The following is a 23633-nucleotide window of genomic DNA, read 5'->3' as shown; positions in this document are numbered from 1 at the left end:
GTTTTTATCCGTCCCCGCAAAGGAGTCCGATCATGTCCAGCGCCGATAATGGTCAACAGCAAGCCCAGCAACTGCTGGATACCGTGATGCCATTGGCTTACCAACAGCTAAAAGAGCACGGCGGTTTTATGCCGTTCGCGGCGGCCATCACCCCAAGCGGCGATTTCGTCAGCGTTGATGTGCCAGAAGATCAAGAGGAAGAGAACCCAAGCGAGGCCAAACTGGTGGATCTGCAGGTGGTGCTGCGACAAGCCGCCAGCGAGGGTGAATATGTTGCCACCGCCGTGGTGTATGACACCGGCATCGTTACCGAAGAAAACGGTGAACCGCAAGATGCAGTAGGGATCAACCTCGATCACCAAGATGGCTTGGCAATGATGGTGTTTGTGCCGTACCAACTGAGCGACGGCAAAGTGGAATTTGGCCAGATGTTTGCCCAAGACACCGATGCAGTCATCTTTACCGCCGCCAAGCAATAGGCCGGCACTGGCGCTGTTTGACTTTGATGGCACCCTAACCCACAACGACAATTTCAGCGCCTTTCTATACTTCGCCACCCCATCGTGGCGCTTGCTACTGGGACTGCCTGTATTGCTGCCGCTGAAATGGCTGTGGCGTAGCGGTGTGCTTTCCAGTGCCATTACCCGCCGTATCGTTACCGCCATCGCTTACAGCGGTCGTCGTCAGACCACCCTTGAAGGGTTAGGCCGCCGTTACATCGCAGAACGGACACCACAGATCTTTCGCCCCGAATTGCTAGCTCGACTGCAGCAGCATCAGCAGCGCGGCGATACGGTGGTATTGGTGTCGGCGTCCCTCGACTGCTACCTCGCCCCTCTATGCCGGCAACTGGGCATCGAACTGCTGTGTTCCGAGCTCCATTACCTTGGCGGCATCGCCAGCGGCATCTATCAAAACGGCGACTGTGCCAATCACTACAAGGCCAAGCGAATACAACAACGCTTTGATCTAAGCCAGTTCGATAGCATCTACGCCTATGGCGACAGCGATGAAGACCGGCCAATGCTGGCGTTAGCCAGTTACCGTGTTCTCAACGGTAAAGCATTGTAATCCTTAGCCTCTCAATGATTGGCTACACTGGTTAATGTCATTAACAGGAGGCCAATCATGGATTTTCAGGGATTACTCAACCAAGTCTTAGGAGCGAGCCAAAACTCAACCCCAAACCAAACGGTGCAGGGCCACCCGCAGAGTGCCCCAAGCGCCAACTCCAGCATTAGTCCGGCGCTCACTGGGCTTGCCTCTGGCGCACTTGGCGGCACCTTAATGGGGATGCTAATGGGCAGTAAAAAAGGCCGCAAGATGGGGAAAGGAGCCGCCAAAATTGGCGGAGCCGCGGCACTTGGTGCATTAGCACTCAAGGCCTATCAAAGCTGGCAGCAAAACCAAACCGCCACTTCAGCGCCAGCAACAACGGCCACATCCCCGCAGACAACAACGGTCAACGCCAGCGCGGCACAATTGCCGCCGCTGGACGATGGTCATTCGAAACTGCTGCTTAAAGCGATGATCGGCGCCGCCAAAGCCGATGGCCACGTCGATGAACAGGAACGAGCCCGCCTACAGCAAGCGATCAGTCAATCTGGTGCCAGCGCGAGTGTCAGTCAATTTGTCGAAACCGAGCTGAGCAAACCACTGGATCCCAGCGAGATTGCCGCCGGTGTCAACAGCCCAGAGCTTGCCGCCGAGATCTACCTCGCCTCAGTGTTGATGGTCGATGAGCAAAACTTTATGGAAAAAAGCTATCTGCAGGAACTTGCTAGGCAGCTCAATATCAGCCCGGAACTGGCGCAGCAACTCGAGCAGCAACTTGGTGATTAACGATTAGTTGGTAGTTGGTAGTTGGTAGTTGGGCTGGTTATTGCCAAGCGACCGCCAACCGCAAGCTCTGGCTTTGGCTTTTACTAACAGCTAACAGCTAAAAACTGAAAACTGAAAACTGAAAACCGAAAACTAACGGCTGGTAACTGATAATACTGCTCTTGCCTTGTTATTCGCTTATGATGCAGTGATTAACAAGGCAGTTACCCACAGGCAGGGATATGTACCCGTTTTTTCGTCTCGCCAAGACCATTTTCAAGGCGCGTCGGCGCGCCCCGATCAACTACACCGACTCCAGCAGCATCGAGTTTCATTGTCATCCATGGGATCTGGATATTTTCAACGAAATGAACAATGGCAGGGTCGCGACCCTGTACGATCTGGGTCGTATCGATCTGTCGATCCGCGGCGGCCTGCTACCAGCGCTGATCCGCAACAAATGGTCGCTGGTGGTCGCCGGAAGCAGCGTTCGCTATCGCAAGCGCATCCACATGTTTAACAAGATCACGATGCACAGTCGCTTCGTCGGCTTTGATGACCGTTGGATGTATCTGGAGCAATCGATGTGGGTTGATGGTGAGCCCGCCTCGTCAATTCTTATCCGCGGTGGCGTCACCGGTAAACAAGGGCTAATCAGTCCCGATCAGATCAAACAGGCAATGAACGCCGAAGGGCTCGATTTCACCCTACCAGAGTGGATCGGCGAATGGATCGATTCGGAACAGCACCGACCGTGGCCGCCACAACGCTGAGTGGCCATTGCGACCGCGTTGTTGACACCTTTGGCACCATTGAAGCGATAAATGCCTTGTTAGCATAGGCTGGGTCAACTCTCTGATATGGACCGATGCAAAGGACACTGTTTATGACCGCCCCATTTGATCTGATCGTTTACGGCGCCACCGGCTTTACCGGCCAGCTTATCTGTCGCTACCTGCAGCAGCACTATCATGGCCAAGTGCGTTGGGCCATTGCTGGTCGCAATGCAGACAAACTGGCTCAGCTGCATCAACAGTTGCAGCTCGGTGACGAGGTCAGCTGCATCAGCGCCAGCGCTGATAGCCCTGAGCAATTACAACAACTGGTAGCACAAACTAAAGCGGTTATCGCCGTCGCTGGCCCCTACCAACGTTATGGCGAACCGCTGCTGGCCGCCTGTGCTCACTCGGGGACCCACTACCTGGATCTGTGCGGCGAGCCCGCATGGATGCGACAGATGATCGACAAGTATCACGCGGTCGCGGCCGACAGTGGTGCGGTCATTGTTCACTCTTGCGGCTTTGATTCGATCCCAAGCGACTTAGGGGTGTATCAACTGCAGCAATTGGCGCTCAGCCGCTTTGGTCAGACCTTGCCACAAGTCAAAGGCCGGGTTGAAGCGATGCAAGGCGGGCCATCCGGTGGCACCGTTGCCAGCTTTATGGTGTCACAGCAAGCCGCGCAGGCGGACGCGCAAATTGGCCAGTGGATGCTTGATCCATTCGCCCTAACCCCGGGTTTTCACGGCAGCCAACAACCCGATGGCAGCCAACCTAAGTACGACGACGATCTGGGTCGCTGGGCTAGCCCCTTTGTGATGGCGCTGATCAACTGCAAAAACGTTCACCGCACCAACTGGCTATTAGGCCACCCCTACGGCGAGCAATTTCAATATGATGAGATGATCAGCACCGGTGCCGGCGAGCAGGGTCAGCAGGTAGCCCAAGCGCTGGCCAAAGGCGATGGTTTAGTTGGCCAAGGTAAGCCGCCAAAACCCGGAGAAGGACCAACCCCAGAGGAGCAAGAGAATGGCTTCTTTACCTTAGCGTTTTACGGCCAGCACCAAGGTGAAACGCTGCGAGTGGCGGTGTCTGGCGATAAAGATCCCGGTTACGGTTGCACCAGCATGATGATCAGCGAAGCGGCGCTGTGTCTGTTACAGCAACAGGTCGCCGGTGGTTTCTGGACGCCCGCCAGCGCCATGGCTGAGCCGTTGATCGCCAGACTGGCAGAGAAACAGGTACTGCGATTTCAGTAACCGCTGAAAAAGCTTCACTTATGCGCAGTAATCAAGCGGCAACTTGGCAAAAGTTGCCGCTTTTGCAATGTGCTTCACCAAATTTGTCTTTCAGATTGGTTAGATTGGCTGGCTAAGCATAAAGAAACAGGGTGAACCATGACCGCCATCAACCAAGACCGTTTGGTTAATCATTTTATTGAACTGGTAAAGATCGACAGCGAATCTGGCAATGAAAAGCAGATCGCCGAGACCCTCGCCGAGCAACTGGGTCAGTTGGGCTTTACCATTACCAAACAAGCGGTGCCAGCGGAACGCAGCAACGGCTTTAACCTGTATGCCAAGCTAAACGGCACCCTGCCAGGCAGCGTGGTTATGAGCTGCCACATGGATACCGTAACCCCAGGCAACGGCATTGAGCCGGTGATCAACGACGGCATCATCTCCAGCGCTGGCGACACCATCTTAGGCGGTGACGATAAGTCTGGCATCGCCGCCATCATCGAAGCGGTTCGCGCCATCCAAGACAGTGGCAAAGCCCATAAGACACTGGAGCTGGCATTTACTATCGATGAAGAGCGTGGCCTGTACGGTGCCAAGTTGTTCGATACCAGTCTAATTGAATCCAACCACGCCATCGTATTGGATTCTGGCGGCCCAATCGGCACCATCATTACCACCGCACCAGGTCAGCAGAACATCAATGTCACCATCAAAGGTAAACCTGCCCATGCCGGTGTTGCCCCAGAACAAGGGATCAATGCCCTGACGGTGGCGGCGGATGCGATCACCAATATGAAGCTGTCACGTATCGATGCCGAAACCACCGCCAACATCGGCGTGGTTGCCGGTGGTCTGGCGACCAACATCGTGATGCCAGAACTCAAACTGCAAGCCGAAGCCCGCTCGTTGGATGAGGGTAAGCTGGCGGCGCAAGTTGAACACATGGTGGCGACCTTCCAAGCGGCGGCCGATAAGCACGGTGCCGGCATCGACATCGACGTAAATCGTTCCTACAACCCATACCGGATTGCCGCCGAGCATCCGCTGGTGGTGGCGGTATCCGCCGCCTTTACCGCCTGTGGCATCGCCCCAATTCTGGGTTCTACCGGCGGTGGTTCCGACGCCAACATCTTTAACGAAAAAGGCTTAACCACCGTAAACCTGTCTACCGGGATGGCCAAGGTGCACACCACCGACGAATATATCGCCATCGCCGATATGGTGGCCATCGCCACCATGATTGAGCAGTACCTAACCGCTTAATCATCGACAAACGCCCACAAAAAACGCGACCAAATGGTCGCGTTTTTTATGCATTGTGACACTCGAATTTAATTTTACAACTTATCTAATGACCCAGATCAAGTAACCCATCAGCAAGTTATTTACCAAAATAAAGAAATGCCGTACCAATACGATTGAAATGCCATTTCATAGGTTAGAATTATGTTAAAAAAATCATTGAATATCGCTATTTTTATGCTTTTATTTGGATGTGGTTCTGATAAAAACAATGCAGATTCTCCAGGACAAATTCCACCACCAGTGACACCACCGCCGGTGTCTGAACCGATAGATTTTGGCCTTCCTGAAAAAGTCTTAACTGTTCCAGAAGTTAATTGCACCGTTGTATATGAAACACCTGATGAATTAGAACGAGCAGCGACTACAGAGTTACCCGCTGGAACTACTCTTTGCTTGGCAGATGGTACTTACAATGAAAGTTTAGAGCTTAGGTTTGGCGGCCAAGGGAGTGAAGAAAATCCTATCGTTATAGCAGCCGAAAACTCAGGAAAAGTAATTTTTAATGGTGGTGAAATCACAATTCACATGGGGGGCGAACATAGCCGCTTTCAAGGATTCATTTTTAATAATGTAAATTACACCGACTCACTGATAAGCACCCGCCTAGCAACGCATAATCTTTGCAAAAACTGTCGTATAACCGAAGTTTCGATCATCAACGCCAAAGCGACCAAGGAATATGGTATTTTGGTACATCTGTATGGTGATGGTAATTGGCTTGATCACAGCGTCATTAGCGGCAAAGAATCAAAAAACCCAATGATTTCTTTCAATCGATGGGTTGATAAGGATTGGGATGAGGCAACAAAAGAAAATGAATTGGCGAAAAATATAATTGTTTATCGCAATTACATCGCGAACCGAGCTCCAACAGGAAACAAACTGTATCCAAGCAACGATGATAATGATTATGAAGCGATCAGAACTGGATTAAGCGATACTCATCAATATCGAGGAGATTCTTTCATCGTCGGCAATCTATTCGAAGGGATCCAAGGTGAGGCAGAAGTAATATCGAATAAAGCCAGCCATAACGTCATTGCTGGCAATACTATTAGAAATAGTTTTGGGTCGCTCACCAATCGCCATGGAAATAGCAATCAAATAAGTAACAACTTTATTTTAAGCGACGACTATCCTTTTTCCGGCGGAATTCGAATTGTAGATGATGGCCATACTGTAACCAATAACTATATTGAAGGTGCTCGTTACCTAAACAGCAGTCATCATGGCGGAATTGTAATATTAGGTTCTGATGGGGCTGGAGATGGGAGCAATGGTTATCAACAAACTGAAAATGTCCATATTGCATTTAATACCGTGGTCGACAGCGTAAACAGCTTAAATATTGATGGTGGAGACAAGAGCCGTCAACCTAAAAATATTTTCTTGGCTAATAACTTAATTGACCATGCCATTGGTGCGGCGGTAGTTGGAACGGAGCGAGGAATATCTCCGGACTCTAACGTCAGCAATAATATCGTATTTGGGCAAATGTTCTCTGATACCGATGAAATTTCGCAAGGTGGTCCAGAATTCCATTTTACTAGTGCTGGATTACAACTTGAGAAAGATGACAATCTTTATCGGCCTAAGCCTGATTTAGAATTGTTAACCACGGATCATGATTATGAAAAAGGCAATTTCGATGCAGTCAGTATCGATATGGATGGTCAACAACGCGGTGAACTGACCTACGTGGGTGCAGATGACAGTCAAGCTCTACCATCCCAGTTAAAACCACTAAATTACCCCGATGTCGGCCCTGTTAGTTACCGTGTACCAAAACCACAACCAATAATTGCAGTGAGCAATATTGCCAATGCGGCTTTCGATAATGAGTTAGAGCAATGGCAGGCAAACGGGGCCGAACTAGTTCATGATAATGATGCGTTTTCTCGCAACAGCAGCGTCATGCTGACGGGAAGCAGCACATTAAGTCAAATCGTAACCTTGGAAAGTCAACGTCGATATGCAATTTCTGCATTTGCTAAAGGAAATTACCAAATTAAAATCGGTGAAGTGGCAACGCTTGCTGGGTCAAGCAGCAATTATCAATGGAGCGCCACAGAATTTGACAGCACTATTGATGGCGAGGTCACTTTGCAACTTTGCTTACCTGAAAAAATCAATGCCACTGTACCTGTAGCCGATCATAACTTTGCCGAGTTTAAAGCTAATAAAGGTAGCAGTAATGTCTGGATTACTGACGAAGACAGCGATAATGGATTAGGTGATGTCGGCAGTTCGGGAGACAGCGCATTCAGCGATCAACCGGAAAACGCCTCTGCCCGCATAAGGTTCAAGAAAACCTCAATAAATCATGACTTTGAGTCAAAACCAGGGCTAAGTCAGCTAGTTTCTAACGTGCCTCAAAACACAGACATAACACTATCACTATATATCTGCGATTCCAAAGGCCCTGACTCATTAACCACGGTGCAAGTGACGGCCACTGGGAATGATGGACAACTGCTAGCCAAAGCCGATTTTCACGCTGCCGATATCGAAAACAATCCTTCCGGTTCGGTAAAAGACTGTTTCAAGCAGGTCAAACTTCCTTTTAATTCAGGCAGTAATCAACAGGTTACTATTGGCGCTCATTTGATTGTTGATACCAAAAATTACAGCAGCGAGGAAATTCTTACTCATGAGCAGTTCACTAACGATGAATTGCAAGTTCGCCTCGATCACTTTGTGCTAGAGCATCAACAACCAACGCCGGAGGATGCAAAAGCCTACTTCGACGATATTCGCCTGGTTAGCCGCCTCATCGAATAACCGTTGTACAACCAAAAAACGCGACCAAATGGTCGCGTTTTTTTATCTCAGTAAATCGTAAGTATTACACTTTACGCACGTACTTAGAGATGATCACGATGCGCTGACCGTCAACGCGGCCTTCGATGTGCTCTGGGTTATTGGTCAGCGAGATGCCGCGCACGGTGGTGCCGCGCTTAGCCACCAATGAAGAACCCTTTACGTCGAGATCTTTGATGATGTAAACGTTGTCACCGGCAGACAGTTTTACGCCCAGCTCGTCGTAACATGCCTCGCCTTGCTCTGCGGCCACTTTAGCAACAACCAGATCCGCCCACGCTTGGGTTTCTTCATCCAGATACAGCATATCCAGCAGATCTTGCGCCCAAGTCTGACCGTTGTTTACCAGCATGTTCAGCTGGCGAAACGCCATCACTTGTACCGCAGGTACCTGACTCCACATAGCGTCATTCAGGCAGCGCCAGTGGTTGCCATCCATGTTGTCGGTGTCGGCAATCTGCGCCGCACAGGTAGCACATACCAGAACCGCTTTATCTGAATCGGCACCGTCTGATGGTGGCACGTCGTAAACGCTCAGGGTGTCCGTAGCGGCACACAGTTCACATTGGTTACCAGAGCGTTCGGTCAAGGCTTTTAAAATTGCCATAATCAGGTTCCTCAAATTTGCGACGGCGTATTATGCCCATCCACCTACCCAATGAGAATAGCCTGACCGCGCAAAACGGTGCGCTACCGTGATGCCGACTAAAATCGTCATAGCCGCAAAGGAGAATCACTATGACGATACGACCTACCTTGCACCTGTTGGCTGCCACTTTGCCCTGTAGCGCCTTACTGGCTTGCCCTGCCTTAGCCAACGACACCATTACCGACGCCATCCGCGCTGCTACGCTCAAGCTTGATGCGCGGGTTCGCTATGAATATGTCAATCAAGACAACGCGTTAAATAACGCAGATGGCTTAACCCTACGTACCCGTTTAAGTCTAGCCAGCGGCCAATGGCAGGGCTGGTCGGCACTGCTAGAGTTTGAAGACTCGCGCCAACTTGGCATCGATGACTATAACGATGGTTTAGGTTCGCGCCCCAACTACGCCACCATTGCCGACCCAGAAACGACCGAACTCGATCAAGGATTTATTCGTTATGACAACGGCCTGTGGCAAGCCACAATCGGCCGCCAAGCGGTGCTATTAGATAACCAGCGTTTCATCGGTGACGTAGGTTGGCGTCAAGACCGACAGACCTTTGATGCCGCGGCATTGCGTTGGCAACCGCTCACTGGCCTAACGCTGCGCTACTACTACCTTAACCAGCGCAACCGGATCTTCGCCGAAGCACGGGACATCGATGCCAATGACCACCTACTGAATCTCAATTGGCAAACTAGCCTAGGCAATTTCAGCAGCTACGCCTACCTGCTGGATGACCAAGACGCTGACAGTCAACTGGACAGTTATGGCCTGCGCTTTCAAGGCCAACAACCGGGGCAACAAGCCACCTTTGATTACCAACTGGAATTTGCATGGCAGCAAGCCGACGGCAGCAGTGGCAGCTTTAATGCCAACTACTATTTGCTTGAACTTGGGGTGTTATGGCAGCAACTGCATTTCCACGCCGGCCTTGAAGTACTCGGCTCCGATGGTGGCAACTACGGCTTTGCCACCCCATTGGCGACGCTGCATAAATTCAATGGCTGGAGCGACCAATTTTTAACGACCCCAGAGCAAGGGCTAGAGGACTACTACGTTGGCGTTAGCGGCAACGCGCTAGCCGGCAGCTGGGCGCTTAATTACCACCGTTTTAGCGCCGAAACCGCTCGCGCTGGCGTTGATGATCTGGGCGATGAGATCGATCTCAGCTTCAGCCGCCGTTTCGCTCAGTACTACCAAGCGGGGATCAAGTATGCCTATTACCGTGCCGGTGATGCCGCTGCGGGTAAGGTGGATACCGATAAGCTGTGGTTGTGGCTCAGCGCCAGTTTTTAAACGCGCAGTGCCAGTTCACGGATGGTGTTAATCAGCCACCGGGTGGCAGGATCATCCGAGTGACTGCGACGCCAATATAACCGCACCGGTAAGGGTTCGCAGGCGAATGGCAATGGTCGAAGTTGCAGCGGCAACAGTTGCTGCAACTGCTTGGCAAAGCCCAACGGCATGGTCAGCAATAGGTCGCTGTTGGCCACTACCGTTGCCGCAGCAAAGTAGCTTTCACAACTGACGGTGACTTTCCGCGTGGCCGATAAGCCCTGCATCCGCTGCTCAACGAAGGTGCGTTCATTCGGTTCTAAGGTCACCAATACGTGCTGCGCGGCCAAATAATCACTCATCGTCAGTGGCTGCGCCAGCAACGGGTGATCATCACGCAGCAACAAAGTCAGCGGTTCCTGCCGAAACGGCGCACTGGCGATCTGGGCCGATACTGGACGTTCAATGTCGACCACCAGATCCAGCTTGCCATCCAGCAGTTGCTGCTGCAGTTGCGCCCCTAAGACCCGCTGTGATCGCAACCGGATCGTCGCCCCCAGTTGCTGTAATTTCGCTGCCAGTGGTGGCAACAACAGCGCTTCCAATAGATCGCGAAATCCCAACTGGAACTCCAATTGCGAACTGGCTGGGTCAAAACCATTATCGCTGCGCTGGCAGCGATTAAGCAGATCCAAGGCGGTCGCCACCTGCGGCAACACTTCGCGACCAAATCGAGTTAGCACCAAACCACGCCCCTGCTTGACCAACAGCGGATCCCCCACCTGTTGCCGCAACCGCGCCAAGGCGTGAGATACCGCCGATTGGGTTAGGTGCAACTGCTGCGCCGCCGCGCCGGTAGAACCGGTCTCAGCCACCGCTCGAAAGATCCGATACAAATTAAGATCAAGCCGCGATGACGTTGGCAACTGATGAATATCTGTCATACATAACCCTGACAAACCAGCATTGGATTAATAGGTAAGGCTGACATAGGGTGTGATTAATGTCACACGATATTGAGGTCACCATGCTAAACAAGAACGTGCAACAGTGGCTGGATGCTTACGGCGTCAGTCACCAAAATCCAACCAACAAACTGATCCACTGGCTATGCGTGCCGGTGATCGTCTGGACTGTATTGGCGCTGCTGTGGCATCTGCAGTTACCACAACTACCACTGGTCAATGGCGCTACCGTGCTGATGCTGGTTAGCTTGGCATTCTACTTTCGGTTATCGCCACCGCTGGCATTGGGGATGATTGTGGTCACAGCCATCAACTGGGGCATTATCGAATGGCATCTGGCAACCGTTGCCGTGCCATTGTGGCAAACCGCGTTGCTACTGTTTGTGATCGCTTGGGTGGTGCAGTTTGTGGGTCACAAAATCGAAGGTGCCAAACCGAGCTTTTTAGAAGATGTGCAGTTTCTGTTGATTGGCCCAATCTGGCTGCTGAGCTTTATCTATCAAAAGCTAGGGATTAACTACCAGCCAAAGCCAGTCTCGGCTAACTGAGCTAGACCGTAAATCGGCGAGCCTAATGCTCGCCGATTGTCCTTGTGCTACGCGGCTTTGGCTGGTTTTTCGCTGATCCACAGTTTAATGGTGCCGCGCACCGCTTCGATGTTACTCGCGGTATAGCCAATGACTTCGACATAAAGATCCCCGGGCTGCCAATCATCAGGATTTACTTTGGCAACGCAGCGAATGTCACTGTCGGCCTTCGCCACGTAATCCAAACTCATGCCTTTGGGGATCCAGCGCAGATGCTTGGGGATCGAGGCTTCAGCCATGGTCCCCATGGCAAACTCCAAACCGTTACAGATGGCAATCACATGCACAGTACCAATGTGGTTCTCCACCTTGCGCTTCTTGGTGATCAACACCTCAGCGCGGTTGGGAACGATATCCAACACCTTGACCGCCACGGTTTTGAAATAGGGCGCTTGCCGCTCAATCGCCATCGCCATCAATCGCGAGCCAAACGGCCAGCTTTTAACCTTACGCCACAGTTTTAATACGTAGTTGTTTTCCATAACCATTATCACATTCCCAGTGGTTGATGTGACCACTATAACAACACCTAGAGCAATCACACTAGGGCGTGTTGACTGCGCAGAGCAAAAACCACGGTGACGGCATACCAGCAGCGCCAGTGCGTTCAAGATTGGCTACACTGCCATTGATGGCAATCACAAATTAACTCGATGTCATAATCATGTAACACTACTGTGTATACCGCGCAAACGGAACTTGATAAGGTAGTTGTAAGCCAAGTTAACTCTATGAAAGGTAAGAGGATAAAACTCGGTCAGCAGCAATATAGGGAGTCGCAGATGAAAGACAGCATTTACGCCGATGGGCAAGTTTACTTAAAAAGCATTGGCCCAGTTCCGGTGGCCGTGGTGCAAGCCAAGAATCAAACCCTACTCTATCCCACCAATCCCCGTGGCGAAGTGCTTTGGGGGAAAGCGATCAATCTGCCCAACCGCTGCTATCAACTGAATCGTAAACACGGCGACGACCACTGCCCTGGTCGAAAACAGTTTTTCAAAGATCTCCGCGTCGCGCTGGCTTGTTAACCGGCACAGACAGCAAAACGCCGCCAAAGCTGAGCTTTGGCGGCGTTTTTCTAGCTAGGTTCAGATAACTGCGGCCTAGATCCCTTCGGATAAAAAGTTTTGATCCATGGTTTCACAGGGCGTTTTACACCCGCCTTTGCCAACCACTCGCGCCGGGATCCCAACCACGGTCGCATGCGCTGGTACCGCATTTAACACCACGGAATTAGCGCCAATACGGGCGCCTTCGCCAACTTCGATATTACCAAGCACTTTGGCTCCGGCACCAATCATCACCCCGGTACGGATCTTCGGGTGCCGATCGCCCGATTCATTACCGGTGCCACCTAAGGTAACCGACTGCAAAATCGAGACGTTATCTTCAATGATGGCGGTTTCGCCAACGACAATGCCGGTGGCGTGATCAAACATCACCCCTTTGCCAATTCGTGCCGCCGGGTGAATATCAACCCCAAACACTTCAGAGTTGCGGCTTTGCAGCAACAGCGCCAGCGGTTCGCGGCCGTTGCGCCACAAGTAATGGGCCAAACGATGCACCTGCAGCGATTGGAACCCTTTAAGGTGCAGTAAGATGGTCAGTTGCTGCTTGATGGCCGGATCTCGATGGAACACCGCATCAATATCGTAAGCGGCGTTGGCGATGATCTCCGGTTCGGCCGCGTAAGCCTCTTCCAATAACTCACGCACTACCGACGCCGACATCACATCGTCAGCAATCTTATTGGACAGAATAAAGCTCAACGCTGCCCCTAGGCTTTTGTGGCTAAGAATGCAGGTGTGAACGTAGCTGGTCAGCAACGGTTCGTTTTGGGTAACAACCGTCGCTTCATCACGCAGTTGAGCCCAGACTTGGTCTTTCATTCCTTTTGTACCTGACGATTCAAATTCAGGTTATTGTAATCCAAAGCAATCGACGCTTCAGCCCGGTTCAAGCGCTATTGCGAAAACATTGCTTCATATGGTCGTTCAGCGCCGCTAACACTCGGCTGCGGCTGATTATCCCCACCAGTTTGCCCTCGTCCAGCACTGGGTAGATCTTCGGCTTATCGCAAAGCATCTGTTCCCCTAACGCTAAGATCGAGTCCTGCGGCGAGACCGTCAACACATCGGTGCGCATTACATCAGCAACGGTGGCGTGCAATTCACAGTGATAGACATCTTTCACCATCAGTTTCAACAATTCTTGCTCTGAAACAAAGCCGACGACCTGCTGCTGGTCATTGGTAACCGGCGCGCCCGATTGACCCGAATGCAATAACGCCTCGGCGGCTTGATCCAGTGACATCGTCACCGTCAACACCAACGGGTGGCGTACCATGTAGTTGCCAATTAGTAACGATTCCATCGAGCATCCCTCTACAAACACCAAGCTACTCTATTCACTGTAGCGGTTTATTGCGGTGTCGAAACCCCAAATAAGCCGATTAGCGTGCTCGATATTTCATTGTTATCAATGCAAAGCCCTTGGTTGGTCACGCTGTTCCCCTTACACTCTTAACAGCCCGTCAACACCGCCTCGCTTGGGAGTCCCGCCTTGTACCATGTAATTCGGCTGCTCGCGCTGCTGTTGGTTACCTGCATCAGCACTGCAACTGCAACCGAACGACCAATCCTTACTGCCCTTGCGGACGAAGGCCATACGCTCGCTGATAAAGTGCTGATTGATCCAACCATCAAAGTGCTGGACACCACCGAACGAGTCATTGACGCCACCCGCAATGAAAGTCGCAAAATTGGTCAAGAGGTACGGCAACGATTAAACGAAACGCAAACGCCAAACTTGGTGTTTATCGTCAACGGCGTTAAAGGAGCCTTGAAAGACAACATCTCGGCTTTCTTACTGCCACTCCCGACAACGCCACCAGAGCGAGCGGCGTATCTATTTACCCTGGAAACCAAGGTACAACAGGCGTTGCAGGCTCTGGGGTACTACCAAGCACAGATCCGCAGTAGCCTCGACCAATCAAGCGAACCGTGGCAGATCACCATCGCGGTTGATGCCGGTGAGCCCACGCGCTATCGCAAGGTGTCGGTGATCATCGATGGTGAAGGCCAGCAGGATCCGGTACTGCTGGCACTGCAGCAACAGACGCCGATTGCCGTTGGCGACATTGCCAATCATGGCCGCTACGAGGCGCTGAAAAATCAGTTGATCAGTACCGGTTTGCTGCGGGGCTATTTTAATGGCGCCATGGTTAGCCAGCGCCTTGCGGTTGATCGCGCCAATAACCAAGCCGAGCTCGTGCTGCATTATCGAAGCGGCAAGCGCTTTCGCTTTGGCCAAGTGAACTTCAGCGGCTCTGATCTCGAACCTGAGTTACTGCAATCGCTGGTGCCATTTGAACCTGGCAGCCTGTATCACAACGATGCCATCAGCCAATTCACCAGCGATCTCACCAGTGTTGGCTATTTCAATGAAGTTCGAGTATTGCCCCAACCAGGCGAAGGCAGTAGCAATCAAGTGCCAATTGATGTGACGCTCAGCAAGGCACCACGACACTCTTTTGAAGTGGGTCTAGGCTACGCCACCGACACTGAAGAGCGTGCCTCGGTCACTTGGCGCACGCCACAGATCAACCGCTTTGGCCATTCACAACAAACTCGACTGGAGATCTCACGGATCAATCCAGAACTGGCGCACAGTTACCGAATTCCGCTAGAGCACCCAATTAACGATCAATTGCAACTGGGCTTAAGCTTCGGCCGCGAGCCATTTGGCGATCTGGACAGCACCCAAGCGCAGGCCAGCGTAGCCCGGCAAACGGTGTTGACCAACAGTTGGACCCGCCGCTACTTCCTACGTTACCTCAAAGAGGAGTGGGATCAGGCCGGTCGCAGTAACCAGGCCGACTATCTGCTGCCAGGGATCAGCTTCAGTCGCACCCACAGGCGTGGGCCGCCACTGGATCCTACTCATGGCTTCAGCCAGTTCTATCTGTTGGAGTTCGGCACACCGCTGAACAGCGATGGTGAGGAAACCACCCGCTTTCGCGGACAATGGCGCTGGGTAACCACCCCATGGGATCGACACCGGATCACCAGCCGCGTGGATTTTGGTATCAACGATGTTACTGACGCTAATACCGACCAACTGGCACCGTCGTTACGGTTCTTCGCCGGTGGTGATCAAACGGTTCGGGGTTTTGCCTACCAAAGTTTGGCACCACGCTTAGATGACGATGGCTCGGAACTAATCATTGGCGGCCGCTATATGGCGGCAGCCAGTATCGAGTATCAATACTACCTAACCGATAAATGGCGCATCGCCACCTTCACCGATGGTGGTAACGCCTTTAATGAGCGCGATGGCAAAGCGATCGACTGGGCTTACTCGGTCGGCGTCGGCTTGCATTGGATCTCTCCCATTGGCCCGATCCGCGCCGATGTCGGCTATGGCATCAGCGAAGACGATCCACCAATTCGCTTGCACTTAACCATCGGAGCCGAGCTATGAACCGTTGGTTATTGGCACCACTGCTGACCCTAATCGCTCTGCTGTTGCTGCTCAAACTGGCATTAACCACCGCTACCGGCAGTCAAGCCACCGTCTGGCTAGTGGATAAAACCCTGCCGTTTTTACAGGTACAGTACGTCAGCGGCACCTTACATCAACAGATCACCCTGCAGCAGTTTCAGCTGGATCTCGGCAAGGTTCAGGTGCGCTTTGCCAAAGCCGCACTCACTTGGCGACCTTGGTGTTTTATCAATGGTCGCCTCTGTGCTGAACAACTGATAGCCGATGGCGTCGATGTCAATGTGCAATTGCCACAGCGCCGAGACAGCCAAGATAGCGACGCCGCGACCACTGGCAGCGATGGCATCCCACTGCCGTTCGTGATTGACGTTGACGATGCCCAGCTGAGCAACACGCGAGTGCAAGTGGGTTCGATCCTTATCAGCGCCGCCGAACTGGACACCGGGCTGGAGTTCAGCCCAACCGCGCTTAACCTGGCCGCCCCCAACATTCACCAACTGTTGGTCGAGATCCCAGTCCAAGCCGAAGCAACATCCGCAGCACCAGCCACCGCGCCGGCGTCTGAGCCAACAACAACGCTAGGACCTTTGGCGTCATTGCCCGAGGTCGCCTTGCCGTTCGCCATCAATGTTGCCGCCGCCCGGGTAACTCAGGCGCAGATCAACACCGGCTCACTTAAGCAGAGCATCGCATTCGCCGGGTTTGACGGTCACTGGCGCCGCCATCAACTGCAGCTAACCCAGCTACAACTTGAGCATCAATGGGCCAATCTGCGCGGTGACTATCAGATGCAGTTTCGTGATCACTACCCGGCGACAGCCAGCTTGCGCGGCACCATCAAGCAGCTGCCGTGGGCGGCGCAACTGCAAGGTCTAGAATTGGCACTGCAGATCAGCGACAGCATCGGCAAGCCGCAGCTAACCGCCGAGTTTATCGCCCCCTGGCAGGGGCAGCTGTCTGGCAAGCTGGATCTCACCGATGCCAAGCTCCCCTACCAGCTGGCACTGACTAACGCCGCCCTGCGCTGGCCATTGCAGGGCCCGATTCAATATCAGGCTCAAGGGCTGAATTTGGAGAGTCAGGGCGACCTGTTGGCGCAACAATTTGACGCAGACGGTCAACTGCTGATCGCCGGCTATCCGCAAACCCAGATCCGCGCTCGCGGCAGCCACCAGCAGCAACGTTTTACCCTTGAGTCCTTTGCCATCGACGGCGGTCTCGGCCAAGCCAGCGGCAGTGGCCAGATCGATCTTAGCCACGGCGTGCGCTGGGATGGCCAACTGAGTTCGCAAGGATTGGACCTGGCTAAGCTGGATCAGCGCCTGCCGCTGCAACTCAGTGGCCAAGCCCGCTCTCAGGGGCACTTTATCGATGCTAACGATTGGACGGTTGCCGTTGAACAAGCGAACCTCAGCGGCAGTTGGCAGCAATTACCGCTGGCGCTGCGGGGCAACGGCAGTTTAAACAGCCAATGGCAACTGCAGAGCGACGGTCTAAGTGGCGAATTTAATGGCACCGCCGTTGCCATCAACGGCGGCTTACAGCAAGGCAACTGGCAACTTAATGGCAGTCTCTACAGCGCCGATCTAAGCCCGTGGCTAGCCGAGCTTAACGGCCAACTACACGCTGACTTTAGCGTCGCTGGCAACCAGAACGATCCGCAAGTCAGCATTGAACTGTTGGCCGAACAACTCGCTTACCGAGAGCTCGAACTGGCCAGTTTGCGAGTGAGTGGCGACTACTTGCCGCTGCGCCAGCACAGCCTTAACGCGACGGTGACTACCGGTCAGATCCTAGTTGCTGAGCAACCACTCACTCAGGTCAGTGCTGAAGTTAGCGGTGATATCAACCAGCAACGGCTAACCGCCCGCCTTGGCGGTAATATTGATGGTCAACTGGCGCTGGCTGGTGAGTTACAGGATCAACAACACTGGCATGGGCAACTGCAACAGCTGGAATTGCGCTGGCAGCAGTGGTGGCTACGTCTAAATCAGGCCACCGACATCAAGGCCGATCTGCAACGGTTTGAGGCCATCGTCGGCCAACACTGTTGGTTAACTCAAGGCGGCAGTGCCTGCTCCCGCGGCCCATCACTGCTGGGACAACGGGGCGCGATGAGCTGGCAGTTGGATGTCGCCATTGAACAACTGCTGGCGCCACTGTTACCGCAACAGATGCAGATCCAGCAGCAAGTGACTGGCTCACTAGCACTGAACTGGTCACCAGAACAACATCCGATGCTTACCGCCGATATTGGTGATAGCGGCGGCAGCGTCAGCCTGCAACGAGGCTTTGGCCAAGCACCCGCTAACTTCAAATGGCTAAGCAGCCAGCTGAAACTGAATTTGCAGCAGCAACAGCTGCGCTATCAAAGCCAATTGCGGGTCGATAACCAGCGTTCATTGCAGTTAAGCGGCCTGCTTGGCACCAACGATGAGCGGCCGCTTCAAGGACAGTTATCAGTCAAGCAGTTGCAGCTAGCGCCGCTATTGGTGTGGTTACCGCAATTGACCGAATCGGAGCTGCTACTCAATGGCGAGATCACGATCGGCGGCAGCCTGAAGCAACCACAGCTTCAAGGACAATTAACCCTGAGCGACGGCAAAATCAGCACCCTTATCAATCCAACAACGCTCGAGCAGCTGCAACTGAGTGTTAACTTCAACGGCGATCATGGCCAATTTCAGGGGCAGAGTTTGGTTGGCGAAGGGTTAGCGAAATTCAGCGGCAAGCTGTATTGGCAGCAGCTTCTGGCACTGGAGGCGAAACTCACCGGCCAACAGCTGGATATTCTCTACCCCCCTCTGCTGCAAGCCAAAGCGTCGCCGACACTCAACCTAATTTGGGCGCCCACCCTACTGAGTATCACCGGCGATATCGGCATTGATAGCGGTCGCTTACAGGTGCAAGAGTTGCCAAAAGGAGCGGTCAGTCTGAGCGACGATGTGGTCTTCATTGATGGTGGTATTGAACAGCAGCGCAGCGCTCTGCAGCGCACCACCTTGGATCTGCGCTTAGCCCTGGCGCCACAGATGCAGGTCGATGCGCTGGGGGTAAGCGGGGTGATGGGCGGCAATCTGCAGGTACGACAGTTGCCGACCCAACCGGTGCAGGTCTACGGCAATTTGAAACTGCAAGATGGTCAGTTCGACGCCTACGGCCAACGTCTACAGATCGCCCGTGGTCAGTTGGTTTTCAACGGTCCACCAACCATTCCTAATCTGGACGTCGAAGCGCAGCGCCAAATCGACAGTGAAGATCTCACCGTTGGCGTGCGCTTAACTGGGGTACCGCAACAACCCAAACTGACCCTGTTTGCTGATCGCAGCATGGAGCAGCAAGAGATCCTCTCCTACCTGATCCGTGGTCAGGGACTTAATGCCGATGGCGATAGCTCGCTGTGGGCGGCGGCCGCCTTAAGCGTAGGCGTAGGCACCACTGGCGGTTTGGTCTCCGCCATCGGCGAAGAATTAGGCTTGCGTCAGGTTAAGCTGGATGCCGAAGGCAGCGGCGATCAAACCCAAGTCACCGTCAGTGGCTATATTGGCGATCGCTTGTTTGTGAAATATGGGGTCGAGGTGTTTGGCGAGGGGTTATCGGAGCTGACCGTCCGCTACTATTTACTGCAACGTTTGTGGTTAGAGGCGGTCAGCGCCGTTTCGGAAGAGGACGATAATCAGTCGCTCGACATCTACTATCTGTTTGAGATTAACTGAGCAACCCCGGCTGCGAACTAACTAAAGAATTTGCTCAAAATGATCGCCATGGCGCGGCTGATCATGTTCATACCGAACACAATATAGACAAAACTTAACACCCCACCAATAAGCACCACGGTCCAAGCGTAAAACGACACTTCATGGGTAGCGCGAATGCAGCGCATAAGCAGCTTAACCGTGGTTGGGATCGCCACTACTGCTGACAGCAAAAACATCCAAAATACCCAAGTGCCCTTGATGTTATCGTAGGTGATCCCCTGCTGACACACGCTTGGCAAGTACAGATACAGATGGATGCAGGCCGCCGCAAAACAGACCACCGCGGTACTTAGCAGCAGTGCATACACACCGTCAACAACACTGTCGCCTTGACGCAGGTCGTCACCATTAAACGCTTGCACACTGAGTGGGATGGTTGGATCGATCATATCTTCAGACTGGATTTTTTAAGCGGCCTAAATTGTGAGTAATGCCTCCTTAAATCGCAAAAACAAAGCTGATAAATTGGATCTAAACGACATTTTTGAGCCTTATGAATCGCCGTCTCGAATGCCCAACTTGGGCGTTCTTGATCCAGTTCACAACGATTGGCCGCTGCGATGTCAATTTTTTCAAGATCTGCAATGCTTGCTAGGGCGTGTTGACGTTTGATGTTCAGAATTTGGTCGAGACTAGCGGCTGTCAATCGAGGATTGCGATTGAAGACATAGTGGCTCTACGTCGAAATCGTATGACGAAGAGTGACGGTCGCTAGTCCGACCCTGCAAGGCTCCACCAGTGACGAATCAACAGTCAAATCAACCTTTCAAGTTCAATTTGCTGTTAAATACATCCAATAACAGGCGCAAAAATATACGGCAAAGGTCAACATGCCCTAAAACACGTCTGCGGTAACCGCCAACCGATAGCGACCCTTAAGTTATGAAAAACAAACTGACCAAATCTGATCAAAAACGCCTGATTGAGGTACTCGACCAAGCTGCCCAACACGGTGGTTTGAACTTTTGGCAAACCCAAGGCTTTCTCGCCCACTTACATTGCTACCCGCTGAGCCTCGATCCCAGCGGTTGGAGCTGCGCCATCGCCGCCATGCAACCAAGCAAAACCCATTGGCCGTTTGATGAGGCGGATATGGATCTGCTGTTCGTGCTCTACAACCAGATCCACGAGCAACTGCACCAAAAACAACAACTGCTGCCATCGGCGCTGGATGAATCCATTGAACTGTTTCAACAGCGTCAGTTAACGCAACCACTGCGCAACTGGTGTGCCGGTTACGTATTTGGTTTCCGCTTTCTCAAAGATAAGTGGCAAGAACAGCTAAAAGGCGAACAGTTTGAGGAACTGGATGAGTGCATCAGCATGGTCGGCTATCTGGCGACCCTTGGTTCAGACGAAGAGCATGCGCTGGCATGGCGTGCCGGCGGTGAACCAAGCGCCGATGATCTGCTGCTGGCGTTTGAACAGGCGCTGATGGCAGTCTGGAGCCAACAAAAATCAAGCCAGACACTGCACTAACTGCACGACGATGATGCCGCAGCGTGGTGCCCCGAGTCCGCCACGCTGTGCTCGACCAATCGGATGAACTCCGCTTCCGGCAACGGTTTGAAGAACAAAAATCCCTGCGCATAATCGCAGCCCAGCGCCTTTAGCGCTTGGTGCTGTTGCTCGGTTTCAATCCCTTCTGCGGTCACCGCGATCTGCAGCGGCTTGGTAAAAGCAAAAATCGATTCCACCACCGGTTTACCGCGACCATCGAGCACCAGTTGCTCAGTAAAGCTTTTGTCGATCTTCAGATGTTTAATGGGCAGATCGATCAAGCTCTGCAGATTCGATGCGCCAGTGCCAAAATCATCGATGGCCAAACTGATCCCAAGCTTATCCAACAACTCTATCGATTGCCGAATGCCGTCGTTGTCTTGCAACAGACTGTATTCGGTGATCTCTACCTCCAACTCGCCAGAGCGTAATTGATGCTGCCGAGCAATTTCACGGATGTAGCGGCGAAAATCCTCCCGGCCAAAAAACTTGGCGGACACATTCACCGCCAACGACAACCCTGGGGCCTTGCCGCGCAGCTGCACGATCAATTGGCAAGTCGCTTTAATCATGTACTGATCGATAAAGTGGATGATGTCGGCACGCTCGGCCAACGGGATAAAATCCGCTGGCGATACCCACTGGCCATTATCGCGCCAGCGCACCAGCGCTTCACCGCCAATAATTGCACCATCACTCAGGCGCAACTTAGGATGGATGTACAGCAACAACTGCTGCTTGGTAATGGCGTTGTGCAACCGCAGTAACGTGCGGTTTTGCTGTGCATAGCGATCAAACTGCTGATCAGTGATATGCTGAACCACCCCCAACCCCTGCTCCTGAGCCAGATCCAATGCGGTTAAACAGCGCTGCAGCGCCGACGAAAATTGATGGGTATGGACCAAACGTACATAGCCACAAGAGACGCTAAAGCGCACCGCTTTGCCACCGACTGGCATCGATCGTAACAACGAATGGCGGCTTAACTGCTGGCAAAGTCTATTGGGATCTTGCTGCTGTTCCTGCAAGGGATAGGCGATGAGATAACGCTCTCGAGATAACCGGCCACAAAAACCACCGCGAGGCGCCAACTTTTGTAAGCTGCTGGCAACATAGTGGGTTAATCGTTCTGTCACCGCTAAGCCAAACGACAGGTTGATGTCACGCAATCGGTCGATACCGACCGCCACCATAATCCACAGCTCGGCATCGGCACCGGCCAACGACAGCTCACGCCACTTTTGCTGTAAACCATTTTGGTTGTAGATGCCGCTGGCATCGAAATGCGCTTGCTTACGCAGTTGCTGCTCGGCCTGATGCTGGGCACTGATGTCGTGCAAAAACAGTTGCTGCCGATAGCCGTTTTCTTGTCGACCAATCTCGATGTTGACTCGCATCAGGCGGCGGCGGCCATCCGGCAAACGATGTGTCCATTCAAAATGTTCGGCTTGATTGTGCAACAAGCCTTCCGGCAACAATCTGTTTAACGGTTGTTGCAGCAATTCACTGGCATCTTCAACCCCCAGCATCTGCACCCCTTGAGGATTGATGTATTCAATCAAACCTTCGCCATCAACCACCAGTACACCATCGTGGATCCGCTGGTATAGCATCTGTGTAGATTGATCCAGATGCTGCAGCTGCCGGCGTAAATCAATAATGGTGTTGGCCGCGGTAGCGATGGTGCTGCTTAGGCTGCGAAGCTCGAACCAGCTTTTTAAGGCCAACGGCGTCCACTGGGAGTTAGCGATAACCTGTTGTAGCTGCTGATTTAGCTGACGTAGCGGCTTGGTGATGCTCCAGCCCAGCAGTACTGCCAGCGCAGCGGCCGCCAGCAGCGCAAATCCGAGCCAAAGCCAACGGATTTTTTGATAGAGCGGCTGGTAGTTTTCACTGTCACTGGCACCCAACGGCATCGCTAATAGCAGTGACAGATTGCCTACGGCGGCACTCCAAAACCGCTGGCCCCCGTGCACACAAAACTGTGGCTCGGCGATCTGTTGATGATTCAAATGGTCATTTATTGCCAGCGGCAGCAGCGACCGATGCCGCCCTTCCACGCTGGGATCACTGCTAAGTTGCACCAGTTGTTGCTGGTCCAGCAGCCAGTAGTGTTCGACAAAGGGAAGTTGCTCAAATTGCTGCAACGATTGGCGCAGTACAGAATGCTGCGGCAGAGGTTGGTCGCCATGTTGTTGCTGAAGTTGCTTCAGGAGCGGTTGCAATTGCTGGCTAAAACGCTGTTGCTGCAGCTGCTGATGCCAATTACGCCACGGTGTTGGGCCATCCAAGCTGTCTAACAGCAATGGCAGCAGCAGCACCAACAGTGCAGCTATCGGTAACCACCTCAGCCTCACCAGTCGCACTCCTTGCGCCCACCAATATCCACGCTCCAAGACCGCACCATCGTTGCACTTCCTTATGCAAA

The 23633-nt window shown here is 52.8% G+C and carries 20 protein-coding genes; 13 read left to right on the top strand and 7 right to left on the bottom strand.

Annotated features, from left to right (window positions below; genetic code table 11):
- The first annotated feature begins 32 nt into the window (after positions 1-32).
- From G506_RS0114030 to G506_RS0114000, 7 genes are all read left to right on the top strand, one after another.
- Positions 33-479: a hypothetical protein gene (locus G506_RS0114030; protein ID WP_028117409.1), complete on the top strand. Its 447-nt coding sequence runs from the start codon at positions 33-35 to the stop codon at positions 477-479.
- Entirely contained in the window at positions 448-1071 is a 624-nt protein-coding gene (locus G506_RS0114025; protein WP_035387371.1) for an HAD-IB family hydrolase, read from the top strand. The genes G506_RS0114030 and G506_RS0114025 overlap by 32 nt, the downstream gene beginning before the upstream one ends.
- Before the next feature lie 57 nt (positions 1072-1128).
- Positions 1129-1842, top strand: coding sequence for a tellurite resistance TerB family protein (locus G506_RS0114020; RefSeq protein WP_028117407.1), 714 nt, complete (start codon positions 1129-1131; stop codon positions 1840-1842).
- A gap of 221 nt (positions 1843-2063) precedes the next feature.
- Positions 2064-2594 (top strand): acyl-CoA thioesterase, encoded by a 531-nt coding sequence (locus G506_RS0114015; RefSeq protein ID WP_028117406.1) that lies wholly within the window; start codon positions 2064-2066, stop codon positions 2592-2594.
- Positions 2595-2707: 113 nt separating this feature from the next.
- Entirely contained in the window at positions 2708-3859 is a 1152-nt protein-coding gene (locus G506_RS0114010; RefSeq protein ID WP_028117405.1) for a saccharopine dehydrogenase family protein, read from the top strand.
- 138 nt (positions 3860-3997) lie between these two features.
- Positions 3998-5104 carry a M20/M25/M40 family metallo-hydrolase gene (locus G506_RS0114005; RefSeq protein WP_028117404.1) on the top strand — a complete coding sequence of 369 codons (1107 nt, stop codon included), beginning with the start codon at positions 3998-4000 and terminating at the stop codon, positions 5102-5104.
- 183 nt (positions 5105-5287) lie between these two features.
- On the top strand, positions 5288-7927 hold the full coding sequence (locus tag G506_RS0114000; RefSeq protein WP_035387370.1) for a polysaccharide lyase 6 family protein: 2640 nt from the start codon (positions 5288-5290) through the stop codon (positions 7925-7927).
- A gap of 64 nt (positions 7928-7991) precedes the next feature.
- Here G506_RS0114000 and G506_RS0113995 read toward each other — a convergent pair whose 3' ends face one another.
- Positions 7992-8573, bottom strand: coding sequence for a PhnA domain-containing protein (locus G506_RS0113995; protein ID WP_028117402.1), 582 nt, complete (start codon positions 8571-8573; stop codon positions 7992-7994).
- Between the two features lie 131 nt (positions 8574-8704).
- On the opposite strand from G506_RS0113995, the gene G506_RS0113990 reads away from it, so the two are divergent.
- Positions 8705-9913, top strand: coding sequence for an alginate export family protein (locus tag G506_RS0113990; protein ID WP_051202153.1), 1209 nt, complete (start codon positions 8705-8707; stop codon positions 9911-9913).
- Here the strand turns inward: G506_RS0113990 and G506_RS0113985 are convergent.
- Complete coding sequence (locus tag G506_RS0113985; protein WP_028117400.1) at positions 9910-10836, bottom strand: LysR family transcriptional regulator; 927 nt, start codon at positions 10834-10836, stop codon at positions 9910-9912. The genes G506_RS0113990 and G506_RS0113985 overlap by 4 nt on opposite strands.
- A gap of 59 nt (positions 10837-10895) precedes the next feature.
- On the opposite strand from G506_RS0113985, the gene G506_RS0113980 reads away from it, so the two are divergent.
- Positions 10896-11405: an Mpo1 family 2-hydroxy fatty acid dioxygenase gene (locus G506_RS0113980; RefSeq protein WP_051202152.1), complete on the top strand. Its 510-nt coding sequence runs from the start codon at positions 10896-10898 to the stop codon at positions 11403-11405.
- A 47-nt stretch (positions 11406-11452) separates the two neighbouring features.
- Here the strand turns inward: G506_RS0113980 and G506_RS0113975 are convergent, their stop codons facing one another.
- The gene (locus G506_RS0113975; protein ID WP_028117398.1) at positions 11453-11932 is read right to left on the bottom strand and encodes a hotdog fold domain-containing protein; all 480 of its coding nucleotides are present in this window, start codon (positions 11930-11932) and stop codon (positions 11453-11455) included.
- A gap of 294 nt (positions 11933-12226) precedes the next feature.
- On the opposite strand from G506_RS0113975, the gene G506_RS0113970 reads away from it, so the two are divergent.
- Positions 12227-12472 carry a hypothetical protein gene (locus G506_RS0113970; RefSeq protein ID WP_028117397.1) on the top strand — a complete coding sequence of 82 codons (246 nt, stop codon included), beginning with the start codon at positions 12227-12229 and terminating at the stop codon, positions 12470-12472.
- Positions 12473-12547: 75 nt separating this feature from the next.
- Here the strand turns inward: G506_RS0113970 and cysE are convergent, their stop codons facing one another.
- Entirely contained in the window at positions 12548-13333 is a 786-nt protein-coding gene (gene cysE / locus G506_RS0113965) for a serine O-acetyltransferase (RefSeq protein ID WP_028117396.1), read from the bottom strand.
- A 67-nt stretch (positions 13334-13400) separates the two neighbouring features.
- A complete protein-coding gene (locus tag G506_RS0113960) occupies positions 13401-13817 on the bottom strand; it encodes a CBS domain-containing protein (RefSeq protein WP_028117395.1) in 417 nt (138 codons plus the stop codon).
- Between the two features lie 189 nt (positions 13818-14006).
- Between G506_RS0113960 and G506_RS0113955 the strand changes: the two genes are divergently transcribed.
- Together G506_RS0113955 and tamB are read left to right on the top strand one after the other, a co-directional pair.
- Complete coding sequence (locus tag G506_RS0113955) at positions 14007-15926, top strand: autotransporter assembly complex protein TamA (RefSeq protein WP_051202151.1); 1920 nt, start codon at positions 14007-14009, stop codon at positions 15924-15926.
- Complete coding sequence (tamB, locus tag G506_RS0113950) at positions 15923-19663, top strand: autotransporter assembly complex protein TamB (protein ID WP_028117393.1); 3741 nt, start codon at positions 15923-15925, stop codon at positions 19661-19663. Before G506_RS0113955 ends, tamB begins: the two co-directional genes overlap by 4 nt.
- A 17-nt stretch (positions 19664-19680) precedes the next feature.
- On the opposite strand, the gene G506_RS0113945 is transcribed toward tamB, so the two are convergent.
- Positions 19681-20094, bottom strand: a complete 414-nt coding sequence (locus G506_RS0113945) for a hypothetical protein (protein WP_028117392.1) — start codon at positions 20092-20094, stop codon at positions 19681-19683.
- Between the two features lie 493 nt (positions 20095-20587).
- On the opposite strand from G506_RS0113945, the gene G506_RS0113935 reads away from it, so the two are divergent.
- Positions 20588-21184, top strand: a complete 597-nt coding sequence (locus G506_RS0113935) for a UPF0149 family protein (protein WP_028117390.1) — start codon at positions 20588-20590, stop codon at positions 21182-21184.
- On the opposite strand, the gene G506_RS0113930 is transcribed toward G506_RS0113935, so the two are convergent.
- Positions 21181-23562 (bottom strand): GGDEF domain-containing phosphodiesterase, encoded by a 2382-nt coding sequence (locus G506_RS0113930; protein WP_156904908.1) that lies wholly within the window; start codon positions 23560-23562, stop codon positions 21181-21183. The two genes, G506_RS0113935 and G506_RS0113930, sit on opposite strands and share 4 nt — an antisense overlap.
- Between the last annotated feature and the right edge of the window lie 71 nt (positions 23563-23633).

Source organism: Ferrimonas senticii DSM 18821 (assembly GCF_000422665.1).
Classification (GTDB): Bacteria; Pseudomonadota; Gammaproteobacteria; order Enterobacterales; family Shewanellaceae; genus Ferrimonas; species Ferrimonas senticii.
The sequence above is the reverse complement of the archived record's forward strand: the minus strand, read 5'-3'. Positions and strand labels throughout refer to the sequence as shown.

Excerpts from the sequence above, each read along its gene's own strand:
- G506_RS0113995 (WP_028117402.1), bottom strand. The coding sequence starts at position 8,573 with ATGGCAATTTTAAAAGCCTTGACCGAACGCTCTGGTAACCAATGTGAA.
- G506_RS0114015 (WP_028117406.1), top strand. The coding sequence starts at position 2,064 with ATGTACCCGTTTTTTCGTCTCGCCAAGACCATTTTCAAGGCGCGTCGG.
- G506_RS0113975 (WP_028117398.1), bottom strand. The coding sequence starts at position 11,932 with ATGGTTATGGAAAACAACTACGTATTAAAACTGTGGCGTAAGGTTAAA.
- G506_RS0114030 (WP_028117409.1), top strand. The coding sequence starts at position 33 with ATGTCCAGCGCCGATAATGGTCAACAGCAAGCCCAGCAACTGCTGGAT.
- G506_RS0113985 (WP_028117400.1), bottom strand. The coding sequence starts at position 10,836 with ATGACAGATATTCATCAGTTGCCAACGTCATCGCGGCTTGATCTTAAT.
- G506_RS0114025 (WP_035387371.1), top strand. The coding sequence starts at position 448 with ATGCAGTCATCTTTACCGCCGCCAAGCAATAGGCCGGCACTGGCGCTG.
- G506_RS0113990 (WP_051202153.1), top strand. The coding sequence starts at position 8,705 with ATGACGATACGACCTACCTTGCACCTGTTGGCTGCCACTTTGCCCTGT.
- G506_RS0113970 (WP_028117397.1), top strand. The coding sequence starts at position 12,227 with ATGAAAGACAGCATTTACGCCGATGGGCAAGTTTACTTAAAAAGCATT.
- G506_RS0114020 (WP_028117407.1), top strand. The coding sequence starts at position 1,129 with ATGGATTTTCAGGGATTACTCAACCAAGTCTTAGGAGCGAGCCAAAAC.
- G506_RS0114000 (WP_035387370.1), top strand. The coding sequence starts at position 5,288 with ATGTTAAAAAAATCATTGAATATCGCTATTTTTATGCTTTTATTTGGA.
- tamB (WP_028117393.1), top strand. The coding sequence starts at position 15,923 with ATGAACCGTTGGTTATTGGCACCACTGCTGACCCTAATCGCTCTGCTG.
- cysE (WP_028117396.1), bottom strand. The coding sequence starts at position 13,333 with ATGAAAGACCAAGTCTGGGCTCAACTGCGTGATGAAGCGACGGTTGTT.
- G506_RS0113945 (WP_028117392.1), bottom strand. The coding sequence starts at position 20,094 with ATGATCGATCCAACCATCCCACTCAGTGTGCAAGCGTTTAATGGTGAC.
- G506_RS0114005 (WP_028117404.1), top strand. The coding sequence starts at position 3,998 with ATGACCGCCATCAACCAAGACCGTTTGGTTAATCATTTTATTGAACTG.
- G506_RS0113960 (WP_028117395.1), bottom strand. The coding sequence starts at position 13,817 with ATGGAATCGTTACTAATTGGCAACTACATGGTACGCCACCCGTTGGTG.
- G506_RS0114010 (WP_028117405.1), top strand. The coding sequence starts at position 2,708 with ATGACCGCCCCATTTGATCTGATCGTTTACGGCGCCACCGGCTTTACC.
- G506_RS0113980 (WP_051202152.1), top strand. The coding sequence starts at position 10,896 with ATGTCACACGATATTGAGGTCACCATGCTAAACAAGAACGTGCAACAG.
- G506_RS0113935 (WP_028117390.1), top strand. The coding sequence starts at position 20,588 with ATGAAAAACAAACTGACCAAATCTGATCAAAAACGCCTGATTGAGGTA.